General features: G+C 72.3%; 16 protein-coding genes. 9 read left to right on the forward strand and 7 right to left on the reverse strand.

The window, feature by feature from the left end; genetic code table 11:
• Positions 1-21: 21 nt before the first annotated feature.
• On the reverse strand, positions 22-915 hold the full coding sequence (locus OG389_RS33825; protein WP_328302752.1) for an ABC transporter permease: 894 nt from the start codon (positions 913-915) through the stop codon (positions 22-24).
• A complete protein-coding gene (locus tag OG389_RS33830) occupies positions 912-3,653 on the reverse strand; it encodes an alpha/beta fold hydrolase (RefSeq protein ID WP_328302754.1) in 2,742 nt (913 codons plus the stop codon). The genes OG389_RS33825 and OG389_RS33830 overlap by 4 nt, the downstream gene beginning before the upstream one ends.
• Before the next feature lie 235 nt (positions 3,654-3,888).
• Between OG389_RS33830 and OG389_RS33835 the strand changes: the two genes are divergently transcribed.
• Complete coding sequence (locus OG389_RS33835) at positions 3,889-5,436, forward strand: ATP-dependent DNA ligase (RefSeq protein WP_328302756.1); 1,548 nt, start codon at positions 3,889-3,891, stop codon at positions 5,434-5,436.
• A 71-nt stretch (positions 5,437-5,507) separates the two neighbouring features.
• Here OG389_RS33835 and OG389_RS33840 read toward each other — a convergent pair whose 3' ends face one another.
• On the reverse strand, positions 5,508-7,121 hold the full coding sequence (locus tag OG389_RS33840; protein ID WP_328302758.1) for an alpha/beta hydrolase: 1,614 nt from the start codon (positions 7,119-7,121) through the stop codon (positions 5,508-5,510).
• Positions 7,122-7,455: 334 nt separating this feature from the next.
• Between OG389_RS33840 and OG389_RS33845 the strand changes: the two genes are divergently transcribed.
• The 4 genes from OG389_RS33845 (at position 7,456) to OG389_RS33860 (ending at position 10,022) form a co-directional block, all read left to right on the forward strand.
• Entirely contained in the window at positions 7,456-8,121 is a 666-nt protein-coding gene (locus tag OG389_RS33845; protein ID WP_328302760.1) for a helix-turn-helix domain-containing protein, read from the forward strand.
• 77 nt (positions 8,122-8,198) lie between these two features.
• Positions 8,199-8,399, forward strand: coding sequence for a DUF6126 family protein (locus tag OG389_RS33850; protein WP_328302762.1), 201 nt, complete (start codon positions 8,199-8,201; stop codon positions 8,397-8,399).
• Between the two features lie 64 nt (positions 8,400-8,463).
• A complete protein-coding gene (locus OG389_RS33855; RefSeq protein ID WP_328302764.1) occupies positions 8,464-9,546 on the forward strand; it encodes an NAD(P)H-dependent amine dehydrogenase family protein in 1,083 nt (360 codons plus the stop codon).
• Positions 9,543-10,022: a carboxymuconolactone decarboxylase family protein gene (locus tag OG389_RS33860; RefSeq protein ID WP_328302766.1), complete on the forward strand. Its 480-nt coding sequence runs from the start codon at positions 9,543-9,545 to the stop codon at positions 10,020-10,022. Before OG389_RS33855 ends, OG389_RS33860 begins: the two co-directional genes overlap by 4 nt.
• 85 nt (positions 10,023-10,107) lie before the next feature.
• Here the strand turns inward: OG389_RS33860 and OG389_RS33865 are convergent, their stop codons facing one another.
• Positions 10,108-11,763 carry a GMC oxidoreductase gene (locus tag OG389_RS33865; RefSeq protein ID WP_328302768.1) on the reverse strand — a complete coding sequence of 552 codons (1,656 nt, stop codon included), beginning with the start codon at positions 11,761-11,763 and terminating at the stop codon, positions 10,108-10,110.
• Between the two features lie 448 nt (positions 11,764-12,211).
• Positions 12,212-12,868 carry a DUF6629 family protein gene (locus tag OG389_RS33870; RefSeq protein WP_328304298.1) on the reverse strand — a complete coding sequence of 219 codons (657 nt, stop codon included), beginning with the start codon at positions 12,866-12,868 and terminating at the stop codon, positions 12,212-12,214.
• 147 nt (positions 12,869-13,015) lie between these two features.
• Between OG389_RS33870 and OG389_RS33875 the strand changes: the two genes are divergently transcribed.
• Positions 13,016-15,031 (forward strand): glycosyl hydrolase family 28-related protein, encoded by a 2,016-nt coding sequence (locus OG389_RS33875; RefSeq protein ID WP_328302770.1) that lies wholly within the window; start codon positions 13,016-13,018, stop codon positions 15,029-15,031.
• Between the two features lie 10 nt (positions 15,032-15,041).
• Here the strand turns inward: OG389_RS33875 and OG389_RS33880 are convergent, their stop codons facing one another.
• Entirely contained in the window at positions 15,042-16,529 is a 1,488-nt protein-coding gene (locus OG389_RS33880) for an MFS transporter (RefSeq protein WP_328302772.1), read from the reverse strand.
• Between the two features lie 222 nt (positions 16,530-16,751).
• On the opposite strand from OG389_RS33880, the gene OG389_RS33885 reads away from it, so the two are divergent.
• Positions 16,752-20,288: a S8 family serine peptidase gene (locus OG389_RS33885; protein WP_328302774.1), complete on the forward strand. Its 3,537-nt coding sequence runs from the start codon at positions 16,752-16,754 to the stop codon at positions 20,286-20,288.
• A 171-nt stretch (positions 20,289-20,459) separates the two neighbouring features.
• Here the strand turns inward: OG389_RS33885 and OG389_RS33890 are convergent, their stop codons facing one another.
• Complete coding sequence (locus OG389_RS33890; protein ID WP_328302776.1) at positions 20,460-21,191, reverse strand: ATP-grasp domain-containing protein; 732 nt, start codon at positions 21,189-21,191, stop codon at positions 20,460-20,462.
• Between the two features lie 269 nt (positions 21,192-21,460).
• Here OG389_RS33890 and OG389_RS33895 point away from each other — a divergent pair, with 269 nt between their 5' ends.
• Together OG389_RS33895 and OG389_RS33900 are read left to right on the forward strand one after the other, a co-directional pair.
• Positions 21,461-22,624, forward strand: a complete 1,164-nt coding sequence (locus OG389_RS33895) for an agmatine deiminase family protein (protein WP_328302778.1) — start codon at positions 21,461-21,463, stop codon at positions 22,622-22,624.
• 100 nt (positions 22,625-22,724) lie between these two features.
• Entirely contained in the window at positions 22,725-23,126 is a 402-nt protein-coding gene (locus OG389_RS33900) for a DUF4436 family protein (protein ID WP_443059383.1), read from the forward strand.
• Positions 23,127-23,174: the final 48 nt, after the last annotated feature.

Consider the following 23,174-nt stretch of genomic DNA (forward strand, 5'->3'; position numbering starts at 1 on the left):
CGGCGTGCCGGGCCCCTCACGTCAGGAGGTGATGTCCTTGCGCGCGAACCCGCGGAACGCGAGTGCGAACAGCACCAGCGCATACGACACCGACACCACCGCACCCTTGATCATCCCGCCCCACTCCAACTGGGGCTGCAAGGCGTCGGCCCACGCGAACTGCCAGTGCGCCGGCAGGAACTCCCGCCACGAACCCAGCGCCGTCACCGCGTCCAGGACGTTGCCGACGATCGTCAGCCCGACCGCCCCGCCCACCGCGCCCAGCGGCGCGTCCGTACGCGTCGAAAGCCAGAACGCCAGCCCGGCCGTGACCAGCTGCGACACGAAGACGAACGCCACGGCGACCGCGAGCCGCCCCACCGTGTCCCCGGCGGGCAGCGAGCCGCCCGTCGGAAGCTTCAGCGGGCCCCACCCGTACGCCGCCGTACCCGCTGCCAGCGCCACCAGCGGCAGCAGCACCATCGCGGCCAGGCTGAACCCGAGCGCCACCACCAGCTTGCTCCACAGCAGCCGGGCCCGCGGCACGGGCGAGGCCAGCAGGTAGCGCAGCGAGGACCAGCTGGCCTCCGAGGCCACCGTGTCCCCGCAGAACAGCGCCACCGGAACCACCAGCAGGAATCCGGCCGACACGAACAGGCAGGTGGCAGCGAAGTTCGCGCCCGAGGCCGTCGCCGTGTCGATGAGGGTGACGCGGCCGCTGCCGCCGTCGCGGCTGCCCGGCCCGCCTCCCACCGCGAAGGCGAACATGAGGATGAACGGCAGCGCCGTCAGGATCCCGCCCATCACCAGCGTCCGCCGCCGGCGCCACTGCCGCAGTGCCTCCACACGCAGCGGCAGCGTCCGGCCCGCCCGGTAGCCCGGAGCGACCCCACCGGCGCCGCTCACGCGGTTCTCCACGTCCGTCACGGCGCTCATGCCGCACCTCCGATCAGGGTGAGGAACGCGTCCTCCAGCCGCCGGTGCGGTCCCACTCCCGACACCGGCACCTCCAGCCGTACGAGTTCGGCGACGAGCCACGCGGCACTCGCCCCGTCCAGCCGTACGAGCAGCCCGTCGTCGGCGCTCTCCACGGACTCCACTCCCTCCAGCGCGGCGATCTTCCCGACCGCCGCCTCGTCCACCGGCCCGGCCAGCGTCACCAGCAGGGTGTCCCCGCCGCCGGTGATCTCGGCGACCTCACCCGCCCGCACGAGACGGCCGCGGTCCATGACCACCAAGTGCGTACAGGACTGTTCGACCTCCGACAGCAGGTGGCTGGAGACGATGACCGTCCGCCCGCCCGCCGCGTACCGGATCATCACGTCACGCATCTCACGGATCTGCGGCGGGTCCAGACCGTTGGTCGGCTCGTCGAGGATCAGCAGGTCCGGCATACCGAGCATGGCCTGCGCGATCGCGAGGCGCTGGCGCATGCCCTGCGAGTACGTACGCACCGCGCGCTCCAGCGCGTCGCCGAGCCCGGCGATCTCCAGGGCCTCCTCCAGGTGCGAGTCCCCGGCCGGACGGCCCGTCGCCTGCCAGTACAGCTCCAGGTTGGCGCGTCCCGTGAGGTGCGGCAGGAAGCCGGCGCCCTCCACGAACGCCCCGACCCGCGACAGCACCGGAGCGCCGGCCCGCACCGGGTGCCCGAACACCCGGATCTCTCCCGCGTCCGGAGTGATCAGGCCCATCAGCATCCGCAGGGTCGTGGTCTTGCCCGCACCGTTGGGCCCGAGCAGGCCGAGCACCTGCCCCTTCTCCACCCGGAAGGACAGGTCCCGTACGGCGTAGCGGTCCTGCGCCCTGGCATAGCGCTTGGTCAGCCCCGTGATCTCCAGTGGTACGTCGGCCAGCGCCAGGTCGGGCTGCGGTGCGCCCGCCCGCATCCCGCCCGGCCCCCGGCCGGTCCTCCGGATCCCCACCAGCCCCGCGGCCAGCAGCGCCGCCCCGAGCGGCATCCACCAGATCCAGGCGGGCAGCCCGGCGGCCGCCGTACGCACCCCGTCCGCGACGGGCACGGACAGCGGGCCCGAGGCCGAGACGGTGTAGGTCGCGGGCACGGCCGGGGAGGCGTAGCCGAGGTCGGTGGCGGCGACCACGAGCCGCAGCCGGTGCCCGGCCTCGACCGCGTGGTCGATCGTGGGCAGCCGCAGCTCGACGGTCCGGTCCTGCTGTGCGTCCTCCACCCGTACCGGGGCCACGAGCTGACTCGGCAGCACCTGCTGACGGCCGTCGGGGCCGACGTCGTACACCTTGCCGAACAGCACGGCCGAACCGTCCGCAGCCGTAGACCTCACCTTTAGGGTGATGGTCGGGGTCCCGGTGATCCGCGTCTCCTCGGCCAGCGGCTCCGATTCGAAGCGGGCGTTCTGCCCGGGGAAGTCCAGCGAGAGCCCGCCTCCGAGAGCGGCGAGCTGCCCGCCGATGCCCGGCAGCGCGGACAGCGCGGGCGGGGCTCCGCCGGCGGGGTTGCCGAAGCTCTGCTCCCGGCCGGCCAGGGCGAACTCGCGCGGTCCGGACCGCAGCCCGGGATAGGTGGAACCGCTCGCTCCGCGCAGCGTGACCGTGCCGTCGGTGGAGTCGATGCCGCCGGAACGCGAGACGCGGAAGGCGGGACCGGTGTCCACTCCGGTGTCGTCCTTGAGGTAGCGGTCGAACCAGGTCTTCACCCGGCCCTCGACCCGGTCCGCCTCGCGCATACCCCCGTCGTGGCCCCCGGCCGCCCAGTCCACGGAGACGGGCGCGCCGTTGGCGGCGATCGCCCTGGCCATGGCGTCGGCCTGGTCCAGCGGGAAGAGGGAGTCGTCCTGGCCCTGCGTGATCAGGGTCGGCACCTTGATCGAGCCGCCGACCGCCGAGGGGCTGCGCCGCTCCAGCAGCGCGCGGGCCTCGGGGTCGGGCCGGCCCGCCACCGCGACCCGCTCGTACATGGCGCACAGCTCCGGCTGGAAGCGTCCGCAGCCGGGTGCGGGCGGGGTGGCCCGCGGGGCGGACCCCGGGGTGGTGCCCGGGCCCGGAGCGCCGGGCTGGAGTCCGCCCGCCGAACCGGTGGTGAAGAAGAGACCCGCCCACAGCTTCTTGAAGACCCCGTCGGGGAAGAGGGAGTCGGCGAGGTTCCAGTAGGTGATCGAGGGGGCGATGGCGTCCACGCGCGGATCGTGGCCGGCGGCCAGCAGGGAGAGCGCCCCGCCGTACGAGCCGCCCGCGATGCCGACACGGGGATCGCCCGCCGAGTCGAGCCGCACTCCGGGCCGGGCCGCGACCCAGTCGATCAGCCGGGAGACGTCCTTGACCTCGTAGTCGGGGTCGTTCAGCCCGATCTTCCCGCCGGAACTGCCGAAGCCGCGGGCCGACCAGGTCAGCACTGCGTACCCGTCGCGGGCGAGGCGCTCGGCCTGCGGGCGGACGTCTTCCTTGCTGCCGCCGAAGCCGTGGGCGAGGAGGACGACGGGACGTTTCTCTCCGGAGTTCCCGGCCCGCTCGTCCCCGGAGGTGAAGTACGAGATGTCGATGCCGGCGCCAGGCATGTCCAGGACGTGGTCCTCGCGGTGCACGGACGGGGCGTTGCCGGCCGCGGCGGTGGCCGTCAGGGTGCCCGCCCCCGCGACGACGGCGAGCGCGGCCGCGCCCGCGAGCAGGCGGCTTCTGCGGCGCCGGGGGAGTCGGAGCTTCATACGGGAACCCTAGACGCCAGGCTGCCGCCGTCCGCGCTCCCGCAGGCTGAACTGTCGACGTCCTCCAGGACTACACCGGCTCGTCGGCATACCGCGGTTGCGGTACACGGGGCCCGCCCGGGCAGGGGGCCCGGCTCCGGTCCCGGTTGCCGGAACCGGGACCGGAGCGGGCGAGCGCCGGCGGGGCTGGAGGCGCCGGGCTGCGCCGGCCGCCGGGGGGCGGGAGGATGGCCGCATGCTGTTGGCCGAGGTCGCACGGGTGTCCCGGGAGGTCGGTGAGACTTCCGCGCGGTCGGGGAAGACCGCTCTGCTCGCGGAGCTGTTCGCCGCCGCGCCCGCCGAGGAGGCCGCGCTGGTGGTCTCCTACCTCGCGGGCCGGCTCCCGCAGGGACGCCCGGGGATCGGCTGGCGCGCGCTGGCCCGGGAGACGCCGCCGGCCGGGGAACCCACGCTGACCGTTACCGCCGTCGACGAGGCCGTGACCCGGTTCGCCGCCGTCGCCGGGACCGGCGCACAGGCCGAGCGCCGCCGGATCCTGGACGAACTGCTCGGCGCGGCCACCGAAGCCGAGCAGCGGTTCCTGCGCAGTCTGCTCTCCGGGGAGGTGCGCCAGGGCGCGCTCGACGCGGTGGCCCTGGCGGGCGTGGCAGCCGCGGCCGGGGTGCCCGCCACCGCGCTGCGCCGGGCCGCCATGCTCGAAGGCTCCCTGCCCCGGGTGGCGGCAGCCGTGCTCGCCCACGGGGCGGCGGCCCTGGACGATGTGACTCTGCGCGTTGGGCAGCCCGTACAGCCGATGCTGGCGAACACGGCCGGCTCGGTGGCCGAGGCCCTGACCGCCGTCGGGCCGTGCGCGGTGGAGGAGAAGCTCGACGGGATCCGGGTGCAGGTCCACCGCGAGGGGGACGAGGTACACGTGTACACGCGGTCCCTCGACGAGATCACCGACCGGCTGCCGGAGGTGGCCGAGCTGGCCCGCGCACTGCCGGGGGACCGGTTCATCCTCGACGGGGAGGTCATCGGGAGGTCCCCGGTGGACGGGCGGCCGGTGCCGTTCCAGGAGGTGGCGAGCCGGGTCGGTTCCCGGACCGACGTCGCCGCCGCCCGACGGACCCTCCCGGTCGTCCCCTTCTTCTTCGACGCGCTGGTGGTGGGGGAACGCGTACTCCTGGACCTGCCGGTGCGCGAACGGCACGCGGCGCTCGCCGCCCTGGTCCCGGAGGAGCTCCGGGTCCGCCGGCTCGTGGTCGAGGACGTACGGGCACAGTCGGCCGAGGCCGAGGAGTTCTGGACCGGGACCCTGCGCCGGGGGCACGAGGGCGTCATGCTCAAGGCCCTCGACTCCACCTACGCGGCAGGCCGGCGCGGCAAACACTGGCTCAAGGTGAAACCGGTGCACACCCTGGACCTGGTGGTGCTCGCCGTCGAACGGGGCCACGGCCGGCGCACCGGCCTGCTGTCCAACCTGCACCTGGGCGCCCGCGCGGCCGACGGCACGTACGCGATGCTCGGCAAGACCTTCAAGGGACTCACCGACGAGATGCTGCGCTGGCAGACCGAACGGCTCACCGGGCTCACGGTCGAGGACGACGGTTTCACCGTCCGGGTCCGCCCCGAGCTGGTGGTGGAGATCGCCTACGACGGCCTGCAGCGCTCCCCCCGCTACCCGGCCGGCGTCGCCCTGCGCTTCGCCCGGGTCCTGCGCCACCGCCCCGACAAACGCGCGGAGGAGGCGGACACGGTGGACACGGTGCTCAGCGGCGAGGTTCCCGGCGCGGACCGCTGACGCCTGCCCCACAGCCCGCCGGCCCACCAGACCCCAAGGGGTCTGGTGGGCCGGCGGTACGAACGGGGTTGTCAGCGCAGAGTGGGGATCACATCGCGCGTCTCGTCGACCCCGGTGACCGCTGTGCCGCGGCGGCCGAGTGCCTCCGGGGGCGTCTCGTCCGCGCAGACCGTGCCCCGGGCGGGCAGGGCCAGGGTGGCCAGGTAGGTGTTGACGAGCGCGCTGACGCACGCGCTCCGGTTGTAGCCGGTGTGTCCTTCACCGGCGAAGGTCAGCAGCCGTCCGTTGTCCAGCGTCCCCGCGAGGGCCACGGCGTCCTGGTAGGGGGTGTCCGGGTCACCGGTCGTGCCGAGGACCAGGATCGGCGCGGACCCCGCCGCCCGGTAGGAGCCCTCGAAACGGCTCGGGCGATCGGCCGGCCACTGGGCGCAGGTGGGCGCGTGGTTGTGGTCGTAGGTGGGCGGCCCCAGGCCGATGGGGGGTCCCAGCAGAGGCGCCGAGGCGACATGCGCGCTGACCAGTGCGCCCATGAGCAGCTTGCTGGTCGGGTAGGCGCGGTCGGCGCACTCGACGGCCATGTTGACGTTGAGGAAGTCGAAGGAAGCGGGGGAGGGCGGGTTCAGCAGCCAGGTGGTCCGGTGTTCCTGGGCCGTCCGCAGTGCCTCGCCGAGATCGGGCCAGATCTCCTTGCCCGAGTTGATGTTGAACATCAGGCGGTAGGCCAGCGTGTAGCCGGTGGCCGGGCGTCCGCTCGCGGTGATGACCGGGTCGGCGTCCAGCGACCGCTTGAGCTCTTCGAAGGCCTGCCGGGGCTTGCCCTCGCCGAAGCCGCAGGTGGTGGCGTTCTGCGCGCACCAGTCGAGGAACCGGCCGACCGCCGTGTCCAGGGCGACGAACTGCCCGGCGTCGTAGGAGTAGGGCACGTCGGCGTAGCGGCGCGGATCGTAGGCCCCGTCCAGGACCATGGCGCGGACGCGCCGGGGGAACTGCGCGGCGTAGACGGTGCCGACGTAGCTGCCGAAGGAGCGGCCGTAGAAGGTGAGGGTCTCCTCGCCGAGGGCTTGGCGCAGCAGGTCCAGGTCCTTGGCGTTCGACGCGGTGCCGATGAACGGCACGAGGTCACCGGAGCGCTGTTGACAGGCGGTGGCGAAGTCGAGGCCCTGGCGGACGGCGAGTTGCAGCGCTCCCGGGGCGGGCACGCCGCGCGCCGCGTCGACGGCGGCGGAGTACTCCTTGTCGTTCCAGCACTCCACCTGCCCGCTGCGCTTCACGCCGCGCATGTCGTACCCGACGACGTCGAAGGAGTCGCTGAGGGCGGTGGGGAGCGCGTCGTAGCTGTCACGGGCGAAGTCCACACCGGAGTTGCCGGGTCCGCCCGGGTGCAGCACCAGGACGCCGGTGCGGTGGGCCGGGTCGGCCGCGAGCCGCCGGGTGACGGCGAGCGGGATGGTGCGCCCGGTGGGCCGGCGGTAGTCCAGCGGGACCAGGGCGGTCGCGCACTCGAAACCGTCCCCCCGGTCGTCGGCGCAGGGTCCCCAGGACAGAGCGGGCACGGGCGGTGCGGTGGTGGTTGTCGCCGTGGCGGCTCCGGGCGCGACGCCGAGGAGCGCCGTGACCGCGATCAGGACGAGGGTTGTCCCCCACACCACTCGTTTGCGCGGGTCGACGGTTGAGCGGGTCTGCATGCGGTGAGCTCCCTTTGGGCGGTTCGGAAGGGGCAGCACACAAGGTCGGGGGCACATGTGGGACGCCCGCGCTCGGCTGAGCGGCACGCACAGGTTCCCATCGCCGGACCGGGCCGGGATAGACGCTGAGGCGCACGGGATACGGAACAGACGGCCCCCGGTGAGAGGGCGACGGTCCCTGCGGCGGCCCCGGCGGCCCCGGCGGCAGACCCTGCGGCGGCTCCTGCGACGCCTCGGTCACGGCCGGGTGGAGACCCGGCGGCCCGAGCAAACGGGATTTGCCTCGGAGGCAAAGCGGATTGCCACGCAGGTAAGGATCTGGCTCAATCGGGGCATGACAACCGGTCCTGCCCCCGGCCCCGACGACGCGGCCGAGACACCTCCCGGCGACAGCGCCCACGACGCCGAGCTGCCCACCGTGGCACCGCAGCTGCGCGAGCTGCGCCGCCGTGCCGGGCTCACCCTGGAAGCCGCCGCCGCTCGGGCCCGGCTCTCGCCGGCGCACCTGTCGCGGCTGGAGACCGGCCGGCGCCAGCCCTCCCTGCCGCTGCTGCTCGGACTCGCCCGCACTTACGGCACGACGGTCTCGGAGCTGCTGGGGGAAACCCCGGCCGTAGCCGATCCCATCGTACGGGCCGGCGGCCCGGGCGCCCGGGAGGCCGACGGCTGGACGTACTGGCAGGCCGGTGGTTCCGGCCGCGGGATGCAGGCCCTGCGCGTGCACGTCCCCTACGGCCGCAGCCAGGGAGAACTGGTCCGCGTACATCCCGGGGAGGAGTGGCTGTACGTCCTGCAGGGGCGGCTGCGGCTGCACCTGGGGGAGAGCGAGTACCTGCTGGAGCCCGGCGACAGCGCGCACTTCGACTCGCTCACCGCGCACCGGATCGCGGCGGCCTCGGCCACCGGAGCGGACCTGCTGTTCGTCCACACCCTGCTGCAGAGCAGCCTCGCCGGTCTGTGCCTCGGCGGCGGCCCGGGAACGACCACGCACCACCGATAGCCGACAGCTCACAGCTCACAGTCCACGCGGCCCACGGCTCACGCGGCCCACAGTCCACAGGTGAGGAACGCCACTCCATGTCCCAGACGCAGCACCAGAATCAGAATGAGCAGCAGCGGCCCGAGACGTCCGCTGAGGCCCAGCCGACCGCAATGCGGCGCATCGAGTCGAAATTCCCGCGCGGTCTGGTCATCCGGCTGATTGCCTACTTGTTCGTAGGCCATCTCTTTGCCTTCTTCGTCTACCTGCTCTTCGTCCTGGGCGGTCAGAACCAGTGACGGCGGGCCGAAGTTTCCGCCCGTGACTCTAGGAACCTGCAGGTCCTGAAGCTACCCTCCGCGCATGATTTCCACGGTTGTCTGGGGTACCGGCAACGTCGGCCGTTTGGCCATCCGAGCCGTAGAAGCCCATCCGGCCCTGAAACTGGCCGCCGTCATCGTCCACAATCCGGAGAAGATCGGCCGCGACGCCGGTGAACTCGGCGAACTCGACCACGTAGTAGGAGTCGCGGCCACCGACGACATCGAGGCGGTACTCGCCGCCCGCCCGCAGGCTGTCGTCTATGCCGCCTCGGGCGACATCCGCCCCGACGACGCACTCGCCGACATCACCCGGGCGATCCGTTCCGGGGCCGTCGTCGTCAGCCCGGCCCTCTACCCGCTCTACGACTACCGCAGCGCGCCACCGGAGTTCCTCGATCCGGTGACCGCCGCGGTCGCGGAGGGCGGCGGTTCGCTCTTCGCCTCCGGCGTCGACCCCGGCTGGGGCAACGACGTGCTCCCGCTCCTGCTCAGCGGACTCGGCACCAGGATCGACGTCATCCGCTGCCAGGAGATATTCGACTACTCCACCTACGACCAGCCGGACTCGGTCCGCTTCCTCATCGGCATGGGCCAGCCCATGGACTTCGAGCCGATGATGCTCATGCCGTCCGTCCCGACCATGGTGTGGGGCGGACAGATACGGATGATGGCCCGCGCACTCGGCGTCGAACTCGACGACATCCGCGAGACCGTGGAGCGCCGCGCCCTCGACACCACCGTCACCACGCGCACCATGGGGGAGTTCGAGGGCGGCACCCAGGGCGCCATCCGCTTCGAAGTGCAGGGGATCGTCGACGGCGAACCCCGCATCGTCATCGAGCACGTCACCCGCATCCACGCCTCCTGCGCCCCGGACTGGCCCACCCCGCCCGACGGCGGTGACGGCGCGCACCGGGTCGTCATCGAGGGACGTCCGCACATCGAGGTCACCATCGAGGCCACCGACGAGGGCGAGAACCGCTCAGCGGGCGGCAACGCCACCGCCGTGGGCCGCCTCGTCGGCGCCATCGACTGGCTGGTGGAGGCCGAACCGGGGCTCTACGACGCCCTGGACATCCCCCTGCGCCCCGCCGTCGGCAAACTCGGAAGGAAACAGTCATGAGGATCGACGTACCCCAAGGCCAGCACCCCATCGAGTACGTGTGGGGCGACCTGGTACCCGGCATCGGGATGGCCGCGGCCAACTTCTCGCTGTCGGTGTACGCCCACACCACCCTGGGGCTGCGGGAGTTCGAGGCGGCGCGACTGCGCGTCGCGCAGATCAACGGATGCGTCTTCTGCCTGGACTGGCGGACCGACCGGGACGGGGAGAAGGTCGAGGACGAGTTTCCCGAGGCCGTCACCGAGTGGCGCACCACGGAGGTCTTCGACGAGCGCACGCGCTTGGCGGCGGAGTACGCGGAGCGGTACTGCCTCGACCACCACGGCCTGGACGAGGAGTTCTGGGAGCGGATGACGGCGCGCTACAGCCAGGTGGAGATCGTGGAGCTGACGATGAGCATCGGGTCCTGGCTGGCCTTCGGCCGGCTCAACCACGTGCTCGGCCTCGACAGCGTGTGCGTGCTGCCGGGCCACTGAGGCGGCCGGTCGGGCGCACACGCAACCGGGGCCGTCGGCGAATCCGACGGCCCCGGTTGCGTGTGCCGCGCCGCGCGCGTGCCCACTACATGTCGGTGGCGATGATCTTCTCGATGTTGCGCTCGGCGAGCGCCGTGATGGTGACGAAGGGGTTGACGCTGGTGTTGCCGGGGATCAGCGCGCCGTCGATGACGTACAGGCCGGTGTAGCCGTGCAGACGGCCGTAGTTGTCGGTGGCCTTGTTCAGGATCGCGCCGCCCAGCGGGTGGTAGGTGAGGTGGTCGCCCCAGATCTTGTTGGTGCCGAAGAGGTCGGTCCGGTAGATCGTCCCCTCCTTCGAGTTGATCTTGTCGAAGATGGTCTTGGCCATGTCGATGGACGGCTGCTTCCACGCCGTCTGCCAGTTCAGCTTGACCGCGCCCGAGGCCGGGTCGTACGTGAACTCCGCGCGGTTCGGGTTCTTCGTGATCGACAGGTAGAACGAGGCGTACGTCTCGATGCCGGTCGGCAGCGGCGCCACCTCGGCGAACGCGCCGCCCGCGTCCCAGTTGTCGATGCCGCCGCAGGGGATGGACGCCTGGACCTTGCCGGTCGCGTCCCACATGTGGTTGGCCCGGCCGACCATGACGTTGCCGTTGTCGCCCCAGCCCTTGCCGATCTCGTTGTTCAGGTTGGGCAGTGCGCCGGTGGCCTTGAGCCGGACGAGCAGCTTGCTGGTGCCCACGCTGCCGGCCGCGAAGAACACCTTGTCCGCGACGACGGTCTTGGTGCCGATGGTGTCGCCGGTGGTGTTGATCTGGTCGATGACGACCGTGTACCCGCCGCCGGAGGCCTGGGAGACCGAGGTCACCTTGTGCAGGGGCGAGATGGTGACCTTGCCGGTGGCCTTGGCCTGGGCGATGTAGGTCTTCTGGAGGGACTTCTTGCCGGCGTTGTTGCCGTAGAGGATCTCGCCGGCGACGGCGGACTTGGGGACCGCGCCCGCCGCCTCCTGCTTCATGTAGTCCCAGTCGTACACGTCCGGGACGAAGACGAAGGGGAAACCGGAGCGCTGGGCGTGCTTGCGGCCGACCCGGGCGAACTGGTAGCAGTCGACGGTGTCGAACCAGGCCGGGTCGATGAGGCCGACGCCCAGGCCCGCGTTGGCGCGCGGGTAGTAGATGTTGTACATCTCGTCCGCGTCCACGGACGGCAGGACGGAGCCGAAGTTCGCGCGCTTCGGGGTGACCGCCATACCGCCGTTGACCAGGGAGCCTCCGCCGACGCCGCGGCCCTGGTAGACGATGATCCCGCCCATCTCCTCGGCGTCCAGGATGCCGGTGTAGCGCGGGACGTCCTTGTCGATGGGGAAGCCCAGGAAGTTGCTCAGGGGCGCCTTGGTCCTGGTCCGGAGCCAGTAGGCGCGGTAGTCCGGGGTGGTGGTGTTGCAGAAGATCTTGCCGTCCGAGCCCGGGGTGTCCCAGGCCATGCCCATCTCGATCATGTGGACGTCCACACCGGCCTGGGCGAGCCGCAGCGCGGCGACGGATCCTCCGTACCCGGTACCGATCACCAGGGCCGGTACGTGCGCTCCGTTGTCGATGGGCCCGGCGGCGGTCGCGGCGTCCGTGGCGGCCTGTGCCTGGGAGGGAACGATCTGGCCCGCGAGGGCCATTGCTCCAAGAATGGAACCAGTTCTACCCAGGAATCCACGGCGCGAGACGCCATTGAAGGATGTTTTGTGCAGGCCTTTGTCGGTCATGTGAGCTTCCTCACTCTAGGCGGAATGAGAACGAGTTCTACTGCTGAGTGCTTGTGAAGTCACTAGATACGTCGCGGAATCTTTCGCCGGTCACCGCTGTGTGTGGCGCCAATCGGCGCTCCCCGGAGGGGTGTTGAAGGTCCCATCGGACGCTGGGAATGACGACCGGCTGTGGATGTCCGATGGCCTCGCAGTGACGGACCGCGCCCGGGCGGGGCGGGCGGCCGGCGGCGCGTGCGTGTCGAATCCGCCACGTCAGAAGTCGAACGCGATACGGCGCGCCATCCGGACCGGAGCGTGGGGGGTCTTGGCGCACCCAGCCACTCCGCCGTGGCTGTTTCCCGCGGGGTCAGAGGCCGAAAAGCGACAAACCGCAAGGTGGGCCCGTGGTCGGCGGCCGAATCTTTTTACCTTCGCCGGATGCTTCTGTTCCCCGCGCAGGTCGGTGTTACAGGCACGGGGCGCCTCGTTCGGCGGCCTCGTGTACAGAAGGGGAACGCACGCGGTCGCCGGTCCAGACCAGGGTCAGCATCGAGGCGGCCGCCGCGAAGGCGCACCAGGTGGAGGCGAATTCCAGCCGCCACAGCAGGGTGCAGAGGAGGGCTCCGGCGGCCAGGACGAGGCCGAGGAGGCGGAGCCGGCGGTCTCCGGAAATCAGTAGGGAGCCGATCGTGGCGAACAGGTAGCCCGCAAGAACCAGCGGCATCCATGGAACATCCACGCCGTATCCGAGGGTGTGGCCGCGGACCTCGGCGCGGACCGGGCGGGTCGCCAGGCAGTACGAGAGGTACGCGCCGGTGGCCAGTCCGGCGGCCAGGGGCCACCGCAGCCGGGGCCGGAGCTCCGGCGCGGCGGCGAGCAGTACCCCGAGCGGTACCCACACCGGAAGCAGCGGGAGCGCGATCGCCGCCCAGGCCGTGGTGGCCGGGCCGCAGCCGCCGCCGGAATGCCAGGCGGCGGCCTCGATCAGCTGGTGGGCGCCGAGGATCAGGGGGAGCGCCGCGACGGGCAGGTCCCGGACGCGTCGCGTCCGGGCCAGGCACGCGATCCCGACGGCTGTGATGACGGTTCCCGCCGTCAGGTCCGCCGTCGCGCTCCAGCACATGGCGGCCTCCGGACCCTCGGTCCCTCCCACGGTAGGACGGGCCGTCGACGTCTGCCACACCACGAATGATTGGAAGAAGTCGACAGGATGGAGAATATTCCCGTATGAGTCTTGCTGTGTTCGTGTGTGGGGTCCTACTGTCCGGCCATGCCCCCTAGAAGAGCCGTCCCCCCAAGCGCCCGCAGAAGAACCGCCGCCGCGCTGGCGGCGATCACCGCGTCCACCCTCGGTCTCGGCGCCCTGGGCGCTGGCGCCGCCGCAGCGCGGCCCGCCGGGGCGGACCCCGCGGCGCCGGCCGCCGTCACCCGGGCCGCCCTCGACCCCGCACTGGTCGAGGGCCGCGGCGCCCGCGTGGACTTCGCCGAACAGGAGGCGGAGAACGCCGCCACCTCCGGCACGCTGATCGGCCCCGACCGCACGGCGTACTCCCTCCCCGCCGAGGCCTCCGGCCGCAAGGCCGTGAAGCTGGCCCCGGGCCAGTACGTGGAGTTCACGCTGCCCGCCGCCGCCGACGCGGTCACCGTTCGCTACAGCCTCCCCGACGCCCCGGCGGGCGGCGGCATCACCGCCCCGCTCGACGTCACCGTGAACGGTAAGAACCGCCGCTCCATGACGCTGACCTCGCAGTACTCCTGGCTGTACAACCAGTACCCCTTCAGCAACGATCCCCGGGCCGACCTGCTGCACCCCGACTGGTGGATCACCGAGTGCGGCTGCGTCCCCGCGGCCACCTCCCCCGCCCCGGTCATCGACAAGCCGTTCCGGCCCACCCACATGTACGACGAGCAGCGGCTGCTGCTGGGCCGCACCTACCGGGCCGGCGACAAGATCCGGTTCACCGTCCCGACCGCGAGCCCCGCCGCCTGGACCGTGATCGACCTGCTCGACTCGCAGCGTGTCGGCGCCCCGCACGTGGAGGCGGTCGCCGCCAATGCCCTGCTCTTCGGCGCCGACCCGACCGGCCGCAGCGACTCCGCCGACGCCATCGACCGGGCCGTCGCCTTCGCCAGGCGGAGCCGGCTCCCGGTGTACCTGCCGCCCGGCACCTACCAGGTGAACCGCCACATCGTCGTGGACGGGGTCACGATCACCGGCGCGGGCAGCTGGTACACCACGGTCAGGGGCAAGGGTGTCGGCTTCTACGGCAAGGAGGCCGCCGACGGCGGCAGCCGCGGCGTGCACCTCTCCCGCTTCGCCGTCGAGGGCGACGTCCGCGAACGCGTGGACACCGACCAGGTCAACGGCGTCGGCGGCGCGATGAGCGACTCCACCATCGACTCCCTCTACATCCACCACACCAAGGTGGGCCTCTGGTTCGACGGTCCGATGAGCGGCGTGAAGGTCACCCGCAACGTCATCACCGACCAGATCGCCGACGGCCTCAACCTCCACACCGGAGTCACCGACTCCCTCGTCCAGGACAACTTCGTCCGCAACACGGGCGACGACGGCCTCGCGATGTGGTCGGAGAGGACGGCGAACGCCCGCAACACCTTCGACCGCAACACCGTGCAGAGCCCCACCCTGGCCAACGGCATCGCGATCTACGGCGGCGCCGACACCACCGTCACCGGCAACCTCGTCGCCGACCCGGTCCGCGAGGGCAGCGCCCTGCACGTCGGCTCCCGCTTCGGCGCCGAGCCCTTCACCGGGAACCTCCGGATCGCCGGCAACACCACCGCGCGCGCGGGCACGTACGAACTGAACTGGAAGATCGGGCTCGGCGCCATCTGGTTCTACGCCCTGGACCGCAGCATCGACCGGGCCGACATCCAGGTCACCGGCAACTCCTTCCTCGACAGCACCTACAACGCCGTCATGCTGGTCAGCGACTGGCCGGTCAAGGACAAGGTCCGCATCGAGAACGTCCACTTCAAGGACGTCCGGGTCGACGGCACCGGCACCTCCGTGGTCAGCGCGCGGGCGGCCGGCTCGGCGAGCTTCGAGAACGTGGACGCCCGGGGCGTCGGGGCCGTCGGCGTGAACAACTGCGGCTCCTTCAACTTCCCGGCCACCGGCTCGGAGTTCACCTTCGTCGACCGGGGCGGCAACGACGGCGGCGGCACGACGGGCCCCTGGCTCGCCGGCTGGGAACTGCCCAACACCATCACCTGCGACGACCGCCCGCCGGTCGTCGTCCCGCCGGCGCCCAGCCCCTGGTAGCGCCCCGTGATCACCGCTCCGCCGCTCCAGGGGGTTCGAGCGGCGGGGCGGTCACCGCGCAGTTCGTACGGCACTGCGGGTGGCAGGCCCCGGGCACCGGGGAGCGTACGGTCGTCCACGCCACGGCGGCTCCGGCCACCAGCACCCCCGCGCACCAGGGCATCGCCCGTCCGAACGCCGCGTCGAAGGCGCCGGCGGAGAGGTAGGAGTCCGGTCCCATCCCGGCCAGCAGCGGCAGTCCGGCCACCGCGAGGAGCCCGGCGGCGCGCGCGGCCGCATTGTTGATGCCGCTGGCCAGCCCCGCCCGGCCGGGGTCCACCGAGGACAGGACCGTCGCCGTCAGCGGAGCCACCAGGGTCACCATGCCCATGCCCATGACGAGCAGCGCCGGCAGCACGTCCCGTACGTACGAGGCCTCCGGGCCCACCCGCAGCATCAGCAGCATCCCCGCCGCGCACAGCAGCGGTCCCACGGTCAGCGGGATCCGCGGGCCGATCCGCTCCCCGAACTGCGCCGAGCGGGCCGACAGCAGCAGCATCAGGGCCGTGGTGGGCAGCAGGGCGCCCCCGGCGGCCAGCGCGGAGTAGCCCGACACCACCTGGAGCTGGAGCACCACCAGGAAGAAGAAACCGCCGAAGGCCGCGTACACGCACAGGGTGACCAGGTTGACGGCGGTGAACTGGCGCGAGGCGAAGATGTCCGGCGGCACCATCGGATCGGCGCGGCGCCGCTCCACCACGACGAACACCGCGGCCAGCAGTACACCGCCGACGGCCGCACCCACCACCAGGGCCGTGCCGGGGCGGGCCTCGATGAGCGCGTAGGTCAGCAGGGCGAGGGAGGCCGCGCCGAGGACGGCCCCGGCCACGTCGAACCGCCCGTGCGCGTGCGGGTCCCGGGATTCCGGTACGTGCCGCAGCGCGACCGGGACGCACAGCGCGGCCACCGGCACGTTCAGCAGGAACACCCAGCGCCAGCCGGGCCCGTCCACCAGCCAGCCGCCCAGGAACGGCCCCACGGCCGCGCCCACCCCGCCGAACCCGGACCACAGCCCCACCGCCCGGGACCGGTCCTCGGGATGGATCGACCCCTGGATCAGCGCGAGGGAACCGGGCGTCAGCAGCGCCCCGCCGACGCCCTGCAGGGCGCGCGCGGCGATGAGCACCCCGGCGTTCGGTGCGATGCCGCACAGCAGGGAGCCGACCGCGAACCACACGACACCGAGCACGAAGATCCGGCGCCGTCCGAACCGGTCCCCGAGCGCCCCGCCGACGAGGATCAGGCCCGCGAGGGTCAGCAGGTAGGCGTTGACCGTCCACTGGAGCACGGCCAGATCGGCGTCGAGGTCCCGGCCGATACGGGGCAGCGCGACGTTGACCACCGTGGAGTCGAGCAGGGCCATGGCGGATCCGAGCACGGTGGTCAGCACGATCCAGCGGCCCTGCGCGGTCCCGAGCCGCACCCCGGGGGAGGGCGGTGGCGGAACGGGGGCGGTCATTCCCCCAGGCTGGCCCGCCTGGCCGGGAACGGCCACCCGGCGGCCCAAGGACGGCTCATTAGGCCCTCTTGTACTGCGCATGACACCTCCCGCACCATGACCCGCGCACGTCACACACACCCTTTCCACACGGCCTATCCACGGCGTACGAGGAGACCACACGTGGCACAACGCACCAGCCGACGAACCCCCCACTCACGCTCGCGCGCACGATTACGACCCGTGCGCGCCGCGCTGACCGCGCTCGCCGCGGCCCTGCTCCTGCCCCTCGGCGCGGGCGTCGCCGCGGCGGCCCCCGACCCCGGGCCAACCCCGGGCGCGGCCGAGCGCAAGATCGAACCGAGTCTCCGCGCCCAGCTCGACGGCTCGGCCAAGGCCGTCTTCTGGGTGTACCTCAACAGCGCCGCGGACCTCACCTCCGCGGGCGGGCAGCAGACCCGCACCGCGAAGGCAGAAACGGTTCTGCGACTGAAGAGGGACCACGCGGCGCGCAGCCAGACCGAGGTGATCAAAGCCCTCGACGGCGCCAAGGCCGAGTACACCTCGTACTGGATCGTGAACGCGGTCCGCGTCGTCGGCACCGAGAAGCTCGCCGGGGCCCTGGCCCAGCGCCCCGAGGTCTCCCGGATCGACGCCGACGACAAGATCGCCCTGCCGAAGCCCGCGGACGGCAAGCGTGAGAAGGCCGCGGCCGACGCCGTCGAGTGGAACATCGACCAGATCAAGGCACCCCAGGTCTGGGACCAGCTGGGCGTGCGCGGCGAGGGCATCGTCATCGCCAACATCGACAGCGGCGTCGACTACACGCACCCGGCGGTGGCCAACCAGTACCGCGGCAAGAACGCGGACGGCACCTACGACCACAACTACAACTGGTTCGACCCGGCCGGGGTCTGCCCCACCGCGGCCCCGTGCGACAACAACGACCACGGAACCCACACGATGGGCACCATGGTCGGCGACGACGGCGGCGCCAACAAGATCGGTGTGGCCCCGGGAGCGAAGTGGATCGCCGCCAAGGGCTGTGAGGCCAGCTCCTGCTCCGAGGCCTCGCTGCTGGCCGCAGGCCAGTGGATCGTCGCCCCGACCGACCTCAACGGGCAGAACCCGCGCCCCGATCTGGCCCCGCACATCGTCAACAACTCCTGGGGCGGTACGGGCGGCGACGCCTGGTACCAGCAGATCGTCGACACCTGGCGCGCCGCCGGCATCTTCCCGGCCTTCTCGAACGGCAACTCCGGCCCCGGCTGCACCACCAGCGGCTCGCCCGGGGACTACGCGAACTCCTACAGCTCCGGTGCCTTCGACATCAACGGCGCGATCGCCTCGTTCTCCTCGCGCGGCGCGGGCCCCGGCGGGATCGTCAAGCCGAACATCGCGGCTCCCGGCGTGAACGTGCGCTCCTCCGTCCCCGGCGGCGCCTACGAATCCTTCTCCGGCACCTCCATGGCCTCGCCGCACACGGCCGCGACCGTGGCCCTGATCTGGTCCGCGGCGCCCGCCCTCGAAGGCGACATCGCACAGACCACCGCCCTGCTGGACGGTACCGCGCTGGACGCCGACAGCAGCCAGTGCGGCGGCACCATCGCCAACAACAATGTCTTCGGTGAGGGCAAGCTCGACGCCCTCGCGGCCGTCACCGCCGCCCCGCGCGGCGCGATCGGTAGCCTCGGCGGCACCGTACGCGCCGACGGACAGCCCGTCGCCGGTGTGAAGATCGTGGCCCACGGCCCGATCGACCGTACGACGACCACCGCGGCCGACGGCACGTACCGCTTCCCCTCCCTGTCCGTGGGCGACTACGTGCTCACCGCGTCGAAGTTCGGCTACGGGCAGCAGGGCGCGACCGTGACGGTGACCGAGAACGCGACCGCCACCGGCGACCTGACGCTCACCCAGGCCGCCTCCGGGAAGCTCACCGGCACGGTCTCCTCGGCCGCGGGCCCGCTGGCCGGCGCCACCGTCACGATCGCCGACACCCCGGTGACCGCCACCACCGACGCGCAGGGCCGCTTCGAGGTCACCCTGCCGCACGGCACGTACGACGTGACCGCCACCCACTCCTCGCGCTGCCTCACCGCCGGCACGGCCAGGGTCACCGTCGCCGGGGACACCACCGTCGCGGTGAACCTGCCCGAACGCACCGACGGCTACGGATACGCCTGCGCGATCTCGGACGGCAGCCCGTACCAGGTGGGGGACCGGCAGCTCGCGCTGACCGGTGACAACACCACCGAGCGCGTCGACCTGCCCTTCCCGCTGCCGCTGTACGGCAAGACGTACGGGCAGGCCTGGATCGGGACCAACGGCACCGTGAGCTTCGGCGGGAACAACACCGGCGACATCAACGGGGACATCCCGAGCGCGGCCACGCCCAACGCGGCGCTGTACCCGTTCTGGGACGACCTGGTCGTCGGCGCCGCCGGCAGCGGATCGGGAGTCTTCACCTCGGTCACCGGCACCGCCCCGCACCGCAGTTACGTCATCGAATGGCGCCAGGTCTCGCACTGGTCGGCGCAGTCCGACACGTTCTCCTTCTCCGCGGCGGTCGGCGAGGACGGCACCGTGCGGTACTCCTACAAGGGCACCGGCGGCCCCGGCATCAAGGGCGGCTCCACGGCCACCGTCGGCGTGGAGAACGCGACCGGCACCGACGCCTTCAAGTACTCCTTCAACGCGCCCGTCATCACGGACGGGCTGTCCATCGCCTTCCGCACCACCAAGAGCGGTGTGGTGGCGGGCCGGGTGCTCGACGCGAACGACGGCAACGGCGTCGCCGGAGCCACCGTGACCCTCGGCACCGGAGCCGCGGCAGTCTCGGCCACCACGGCCGCCGACGGCGGGTACGTGGTCCAGAGCCCGTCGGGCGCACGCGAACTCGTCCTCACCGCGGCGCAGTACGAACCCGTCACGGCCACCGTCGACGTCAAGGCGGCCGACGTCACTCAGGTGACGCGGTCCCTGCGCACCGGCAAGGTGACGTCGGCGAAACCGGCGGTGGAGATCGTCCTGCCGCCGGGCCAGAAGCGGACGCGGTCCCTCGACCTCACCAACCCGGGCCTGGGCACGGCCTTCACGGTGGCCGAGGACGCGGCCTGGCTGACGGTGACCCCGGGCTCGGGAGACCTCCCGACGGGCGGGAAGGCCCCGCTCGCCCTGGCGGTGGACACCACGGGCCTGACCCCGGGCACCGTGCTCACGGCCGACCTGAGGATCACCTCGGCCAGCGGTCGTACCCCGGTGCTCACGGTTCCCGTCAAGCTCGTGGTCCCGCGCTACCAGGTCGCCCTGGACGCGGGCTCCACGAACGCGAGCACGGACTCGCTGGGCGACGGCTGGTCACCCGACCGGAAGTACACGACGGGCTCGTACGGTTACCAGGGCAGCGGATCGGTCGAGTCCACCAACCGCACCATCGCGGGCACGAGCGACCAGAAGCTCTTCCGCAACGCCCGTGAGGGCATGTACGAGTACCGCTTCGACAACGTGCCGAACGGCACCTACACCGTGGAACTGGGCTTCGCGGAGCTCTCCTCCACCAAGCCGAACAAGCGCGTCTTCGACGTCCTCGCGGAGAACGCCCAGGTACTGCCCTCCCTCGACGTCTCCCTGGAGGCGGGCACCTACACGGCCCTGACCCGCACCTACACGGTCACGGTCACGGACGGAGTCCTCAACGTCCGCTTCGTCACCCACAGCGGCTTCGGCAAACCCCTGCTGAACTCGCTGCGCGTCACGGACCGCCCCGACAAGGGCTGACCCCGGCGCTACCACTGGTCCAAGGGGCGGGGCGTCTTCGGGCGCCCCGCCCTTCCGTTCCTACCCGGTGGCGATCCGGAACTCCGCGTCCAGCGGACCCGATCCGGTCGCCGGACAGGACCAGGAGCTCGCCGCCCCCGTCCGTGACGTCCAGGACGGGCCGCATGAGGATCATCGGAGGAACTCCCTGTCGTGCCGGGTGAAGGAGGGCAACGGGGCCGCCGCGCGCAGGACCACGTCCAGGGCCCGCTGGGGATCGCAGGCGTACGTACCGCTCGCCCACGCGGCGTTCGCCTCGATCACCGACCAGCGGCCGTCGGCGAGCCCCACGTCCACGACGATCGCCGACGGGAGGGTGGGGAACGGCAGGCCGGCCGCGAAGGCGAGGGCGTCCGCGGAGGCGGGGCCCAGGCTGAGACGGCCGTCCTCGGCGTAGCGACTCGCGGTGTGGACGGCGCCGTCCAGCAGGAACATCCGGTGCTCCGCCGTGTACCGCGCGACATCGCTCACCAGCACCGGTGTCCACGGATCCACCGCGTCCGGGCCCGGCAGGCGCGAGCCGTCGGCGTAGACGAGGGCCGGGATGTCCTTGTCGTTCGGGGACTTCACGAAGACGGGCCGGCGCAGTGCGTACGCCTCGCTGATGGGCATCAGCCGGATCTCCCGCCCGGTGAACTCCCGGGGCAGCCGCGCCAGCCAGTCGGACGGCGCCTCCAGCACCCCGATGCCGAGCGCGGGGGCCACGGCGTCGGCGAACCGCGGACCGGCGTGCAGATGCGCGGCCCGCAGCCCTTCGGGTACGGCGAATCCGTCGAGCCGTACGGTGTCCAGCCCGCGCGCGTGCGCGGCGTCGCGGAGCCGGGCGGCGGATGCGGTGAGGCGCGGCGGGAGCAGCAGGGTCATGCGGTGATCCTGCCGAAGGGCACGGCCCGGCGTCATCCGGATTTGGTTCGGCCGGATGTGCGTCAGTGCTTCAGGTCGAAAGTTGACTGAATATTCAGTCAGTGGCACAGTGTGACACGCGGCCCCGTCGCCCCCTCCTGATGTACGGGCCGTTCACGGTGCGAGCGCGCACCCTTGTCACAGGGCCCCAGCGTCGCGTCGGACCGTGCCGCGCCCCCGCCCGTCCTGGCCGGACGCCCGTGTTCCGCCAGTCCACGATCGGAGTTCCCGTGTCCCACCTTCCCCCCACCCGCCGGAGCGCCCTCCAGGCGCTCGCCGGCCTCGGCGCGGTCTCCCTCGGCGTCAGCGCCTGCGGCCCCTCCGGGGCCGCTCGCCGTTCCGCCACCCCCGACGGCTCCCCCCAGCCGGCCCCGGCAGGCGCCGGGCGCCGGCTGGGCGCCGAGTGGGAGAGCCACACCCGCACCTTCATGGCCTGGCCCGCGCTGGGCTCGGTCTGGCAGGAGGACCTGCGCTACGTGCGCGAGGACATCGCGCGGATCGCCCGGGCCGTCGGGGAGTTCGAGGCGGTCGTCATGCTGGCCCGCCCCGATCAGGCCGACGCGGCCCAGCGGGCCGTGGGCTCCCAGGTCGAGGTCGTCCCGCTCGCCGTGGACGACCTGTGGGCCCGTGACACCGTGCCCGTCTTCGTGGAGGAGGGCAGCAAGGTCGTCGGTGTCGACTTCAACTTCAGCGGCTGGGGCAACAAGCAGGAGCACAAGAACGACGGCCAGGTCGGCCGCCTCCTGCTGCAGAAGTACGGGATCCCCCGGGTCCAGGCTCCGCTGGTCGCCGAGGGCGGCTCCTTCGAGACCGACGGCGAGGGCACCCTGCTGGTCACCGAGAGCTCGATCGTCAACGACAACCGCAACCGCGGCAAGAACCGGGACCAGGTCGAGGCCGAGCTCAAGCAGACCCTGGGCGTCGAGAAGGTGATCTGGCTGGCCGGCGTGCGCGGCGAGGACATCACGGACGCCCACGTGGACAGCCTCGTACGCTTCACCGCCCCCGGCGTGGTCCTGCTCGACCGGGCGTTCCCGGGCAGTCCGCCGGACTCCTGGTCGCGCTCGGCCGACCAGGCGAAAACCGTCCTGTCGAAGGCCACGGACGCCCGCGGCCGCCGTCTGGAGATCATCGATCTGCCACAGCCCGACCTGGACAGGATCACGGGGCAGGGTGACGACTTCGTGTCGACCTACGCCAATTTCTACGTCGCCAACGACGCCGTCCTCATGCCCAGGTTCGGGGACCGCAAGGCCGACGACCGGGCCCGCGCCATCCTGCTGGAGCACTTCCCCGGGCGGGAGGTCGTGCCGGTCGCGATCGACACGATCGCCTCGGGCGGCGGCGGCATCCACTGCTCCACCCACGACCAGCCCGGCAAGCCCGCCGCCTGAGCGCGCCGCGACGCACCCCCGAGGCCCCCGTGTCCGCGGCCCGCCGCCGTTCACCCGCGCGACGCCCCCGGCGCTGCCGGTTCTGGTCGCGCTCGCCGTCGTGGCGGCGGTCGGCGTGGGAGCCTGGCTCCAGTTCGGCGAACGCCAGGCCCTGGACTCCGTCCACACCACGGGCCGGGCCGACTCCGACAGGGTGGACGTCCGGGCGACCGTCCAGCGCGTCGACGCGGCCGGGCGGGAGCTGGTGCTGCGCGTCCTGGTCACACCCCGGGGAGCGCTGGCCGAGGCGGGCGGGACCGCGCCCGTCGACGACCTCACCCTCTACACCTCTCCGTCCACCCGCGGCGACACCGCCCCCGGCACTCCGCCGATCGGCTGTCCGCTCGACTACCTCGCCTTCCTCTGGGCGGAGACCGTCATCGCGTTCTGCCTGATCACCGTGGTGGTCTCGGGCGTCCGGTCGGAGTCCCGCGCCGAAGCGCCGGCGGACGCGGCTCCGTAGCCGGCCCCTCGCGCCCGCCCGGGGCCGGCGGCGCCGGGCGGGCGCGAG

Source organism: Streptomyces sp. NBC_00435 (genome assembly GCF_036014235.1).
Taxonomy (GTDB): Bacteria; Actinomycetota; Actinomycetes; order Streptomycetales; family Streptomycetaceae; genus Streptomyces.

Coding starts and splice junctions, on each gene's coding strand:
- OG389_RS33865 (WP_328302768.1), bottom strand. CDS start 11,763: ATGACCGACAAAGGCCTGCACAAAACATCCTTCAATGGCGTCTCGCGC.
- OG389_RS33830 (WP_328302754.1), bottom strand. CDS start 3,653: ATGAAGCTCCGACTCCCCCGGCGCCGCAGAAGCCGCCTGCTCGCGGGC.
- OG389_RS33825 (WP_328302752.1), bottom strand. CDS start 915: ATGAGCGCCGTGACGGACGTGGAGAACCGCGTGAGCGGCGCCGGTGGG.
- OG389_RS33835 (WP_328302756.1), top strand. CDS start 3,889: ATGCTGTTGGCCGAGGTCGCACGGGTGTCCCGGGAGGTCGGTGAGACT.
- OG389_RS33880 (WP_328302772.1), bottom strand. CDS start 16,529: ATGACCGCCCCCGTTCCGCCACCGCCCTCCCCCGGGGTGCGGCTCGGG.
- OG389_RS33855 (WP_328302764.1), top strand. CDS start 8,464: ATGATTTCCACGGTTGTCTGGGGTACCGGCAACGTCGGCCGTTTGGCC.
- OG389_RS33845 (WP_328302760.1), top strand. CDS start 7,456: ATGACAACCGGTCCTGCCCCCGGCCCCGACGACGCGGCCGAGACACCT.
- OG389_RS33860 (WP_328302766.1), top strand. CDS start 9,543: ATGAGGATCGACGTACCCCAAGGCCAGCACCCCATCGAGTACGTGTGG.
- OG389_RS33850 (WP_328302762.1), top strand. CDS start 8,199: ATGTCCCAGACGCAGCACCAGAATCAGAATGAGCAGCAGCGGCCCGAG.
- OG389_RS33890 (WP_328302776.1), bottom strand. CDS start 21,191: ATGACCCTGCTGCTCCCGCCGCGCCTCACCGCATCCGCCGCCCGGCTC.
- OG389_RS33840 (WP_328302758.1), bottom strand. CDS start 7,121: ATGCAGACCCGCTCAACCGTCGACCCGCGCAAACGAGTGGTGTGGGGG.
- OG389_RS33875 (WP_328302770.1), top strand. CDS start 13,016: ATGCCCCCTAGAAGAGCCGTCCCCCCAAGCGCCCGCAGAAGAACCGCC.
- OG389_RS33870 (WP_328304298.1), bottom strand. CDS start 12,868: ATGTGCTGGAGCGCGACGGCGGACCTGACGGCGGGAACCGTCATCACA.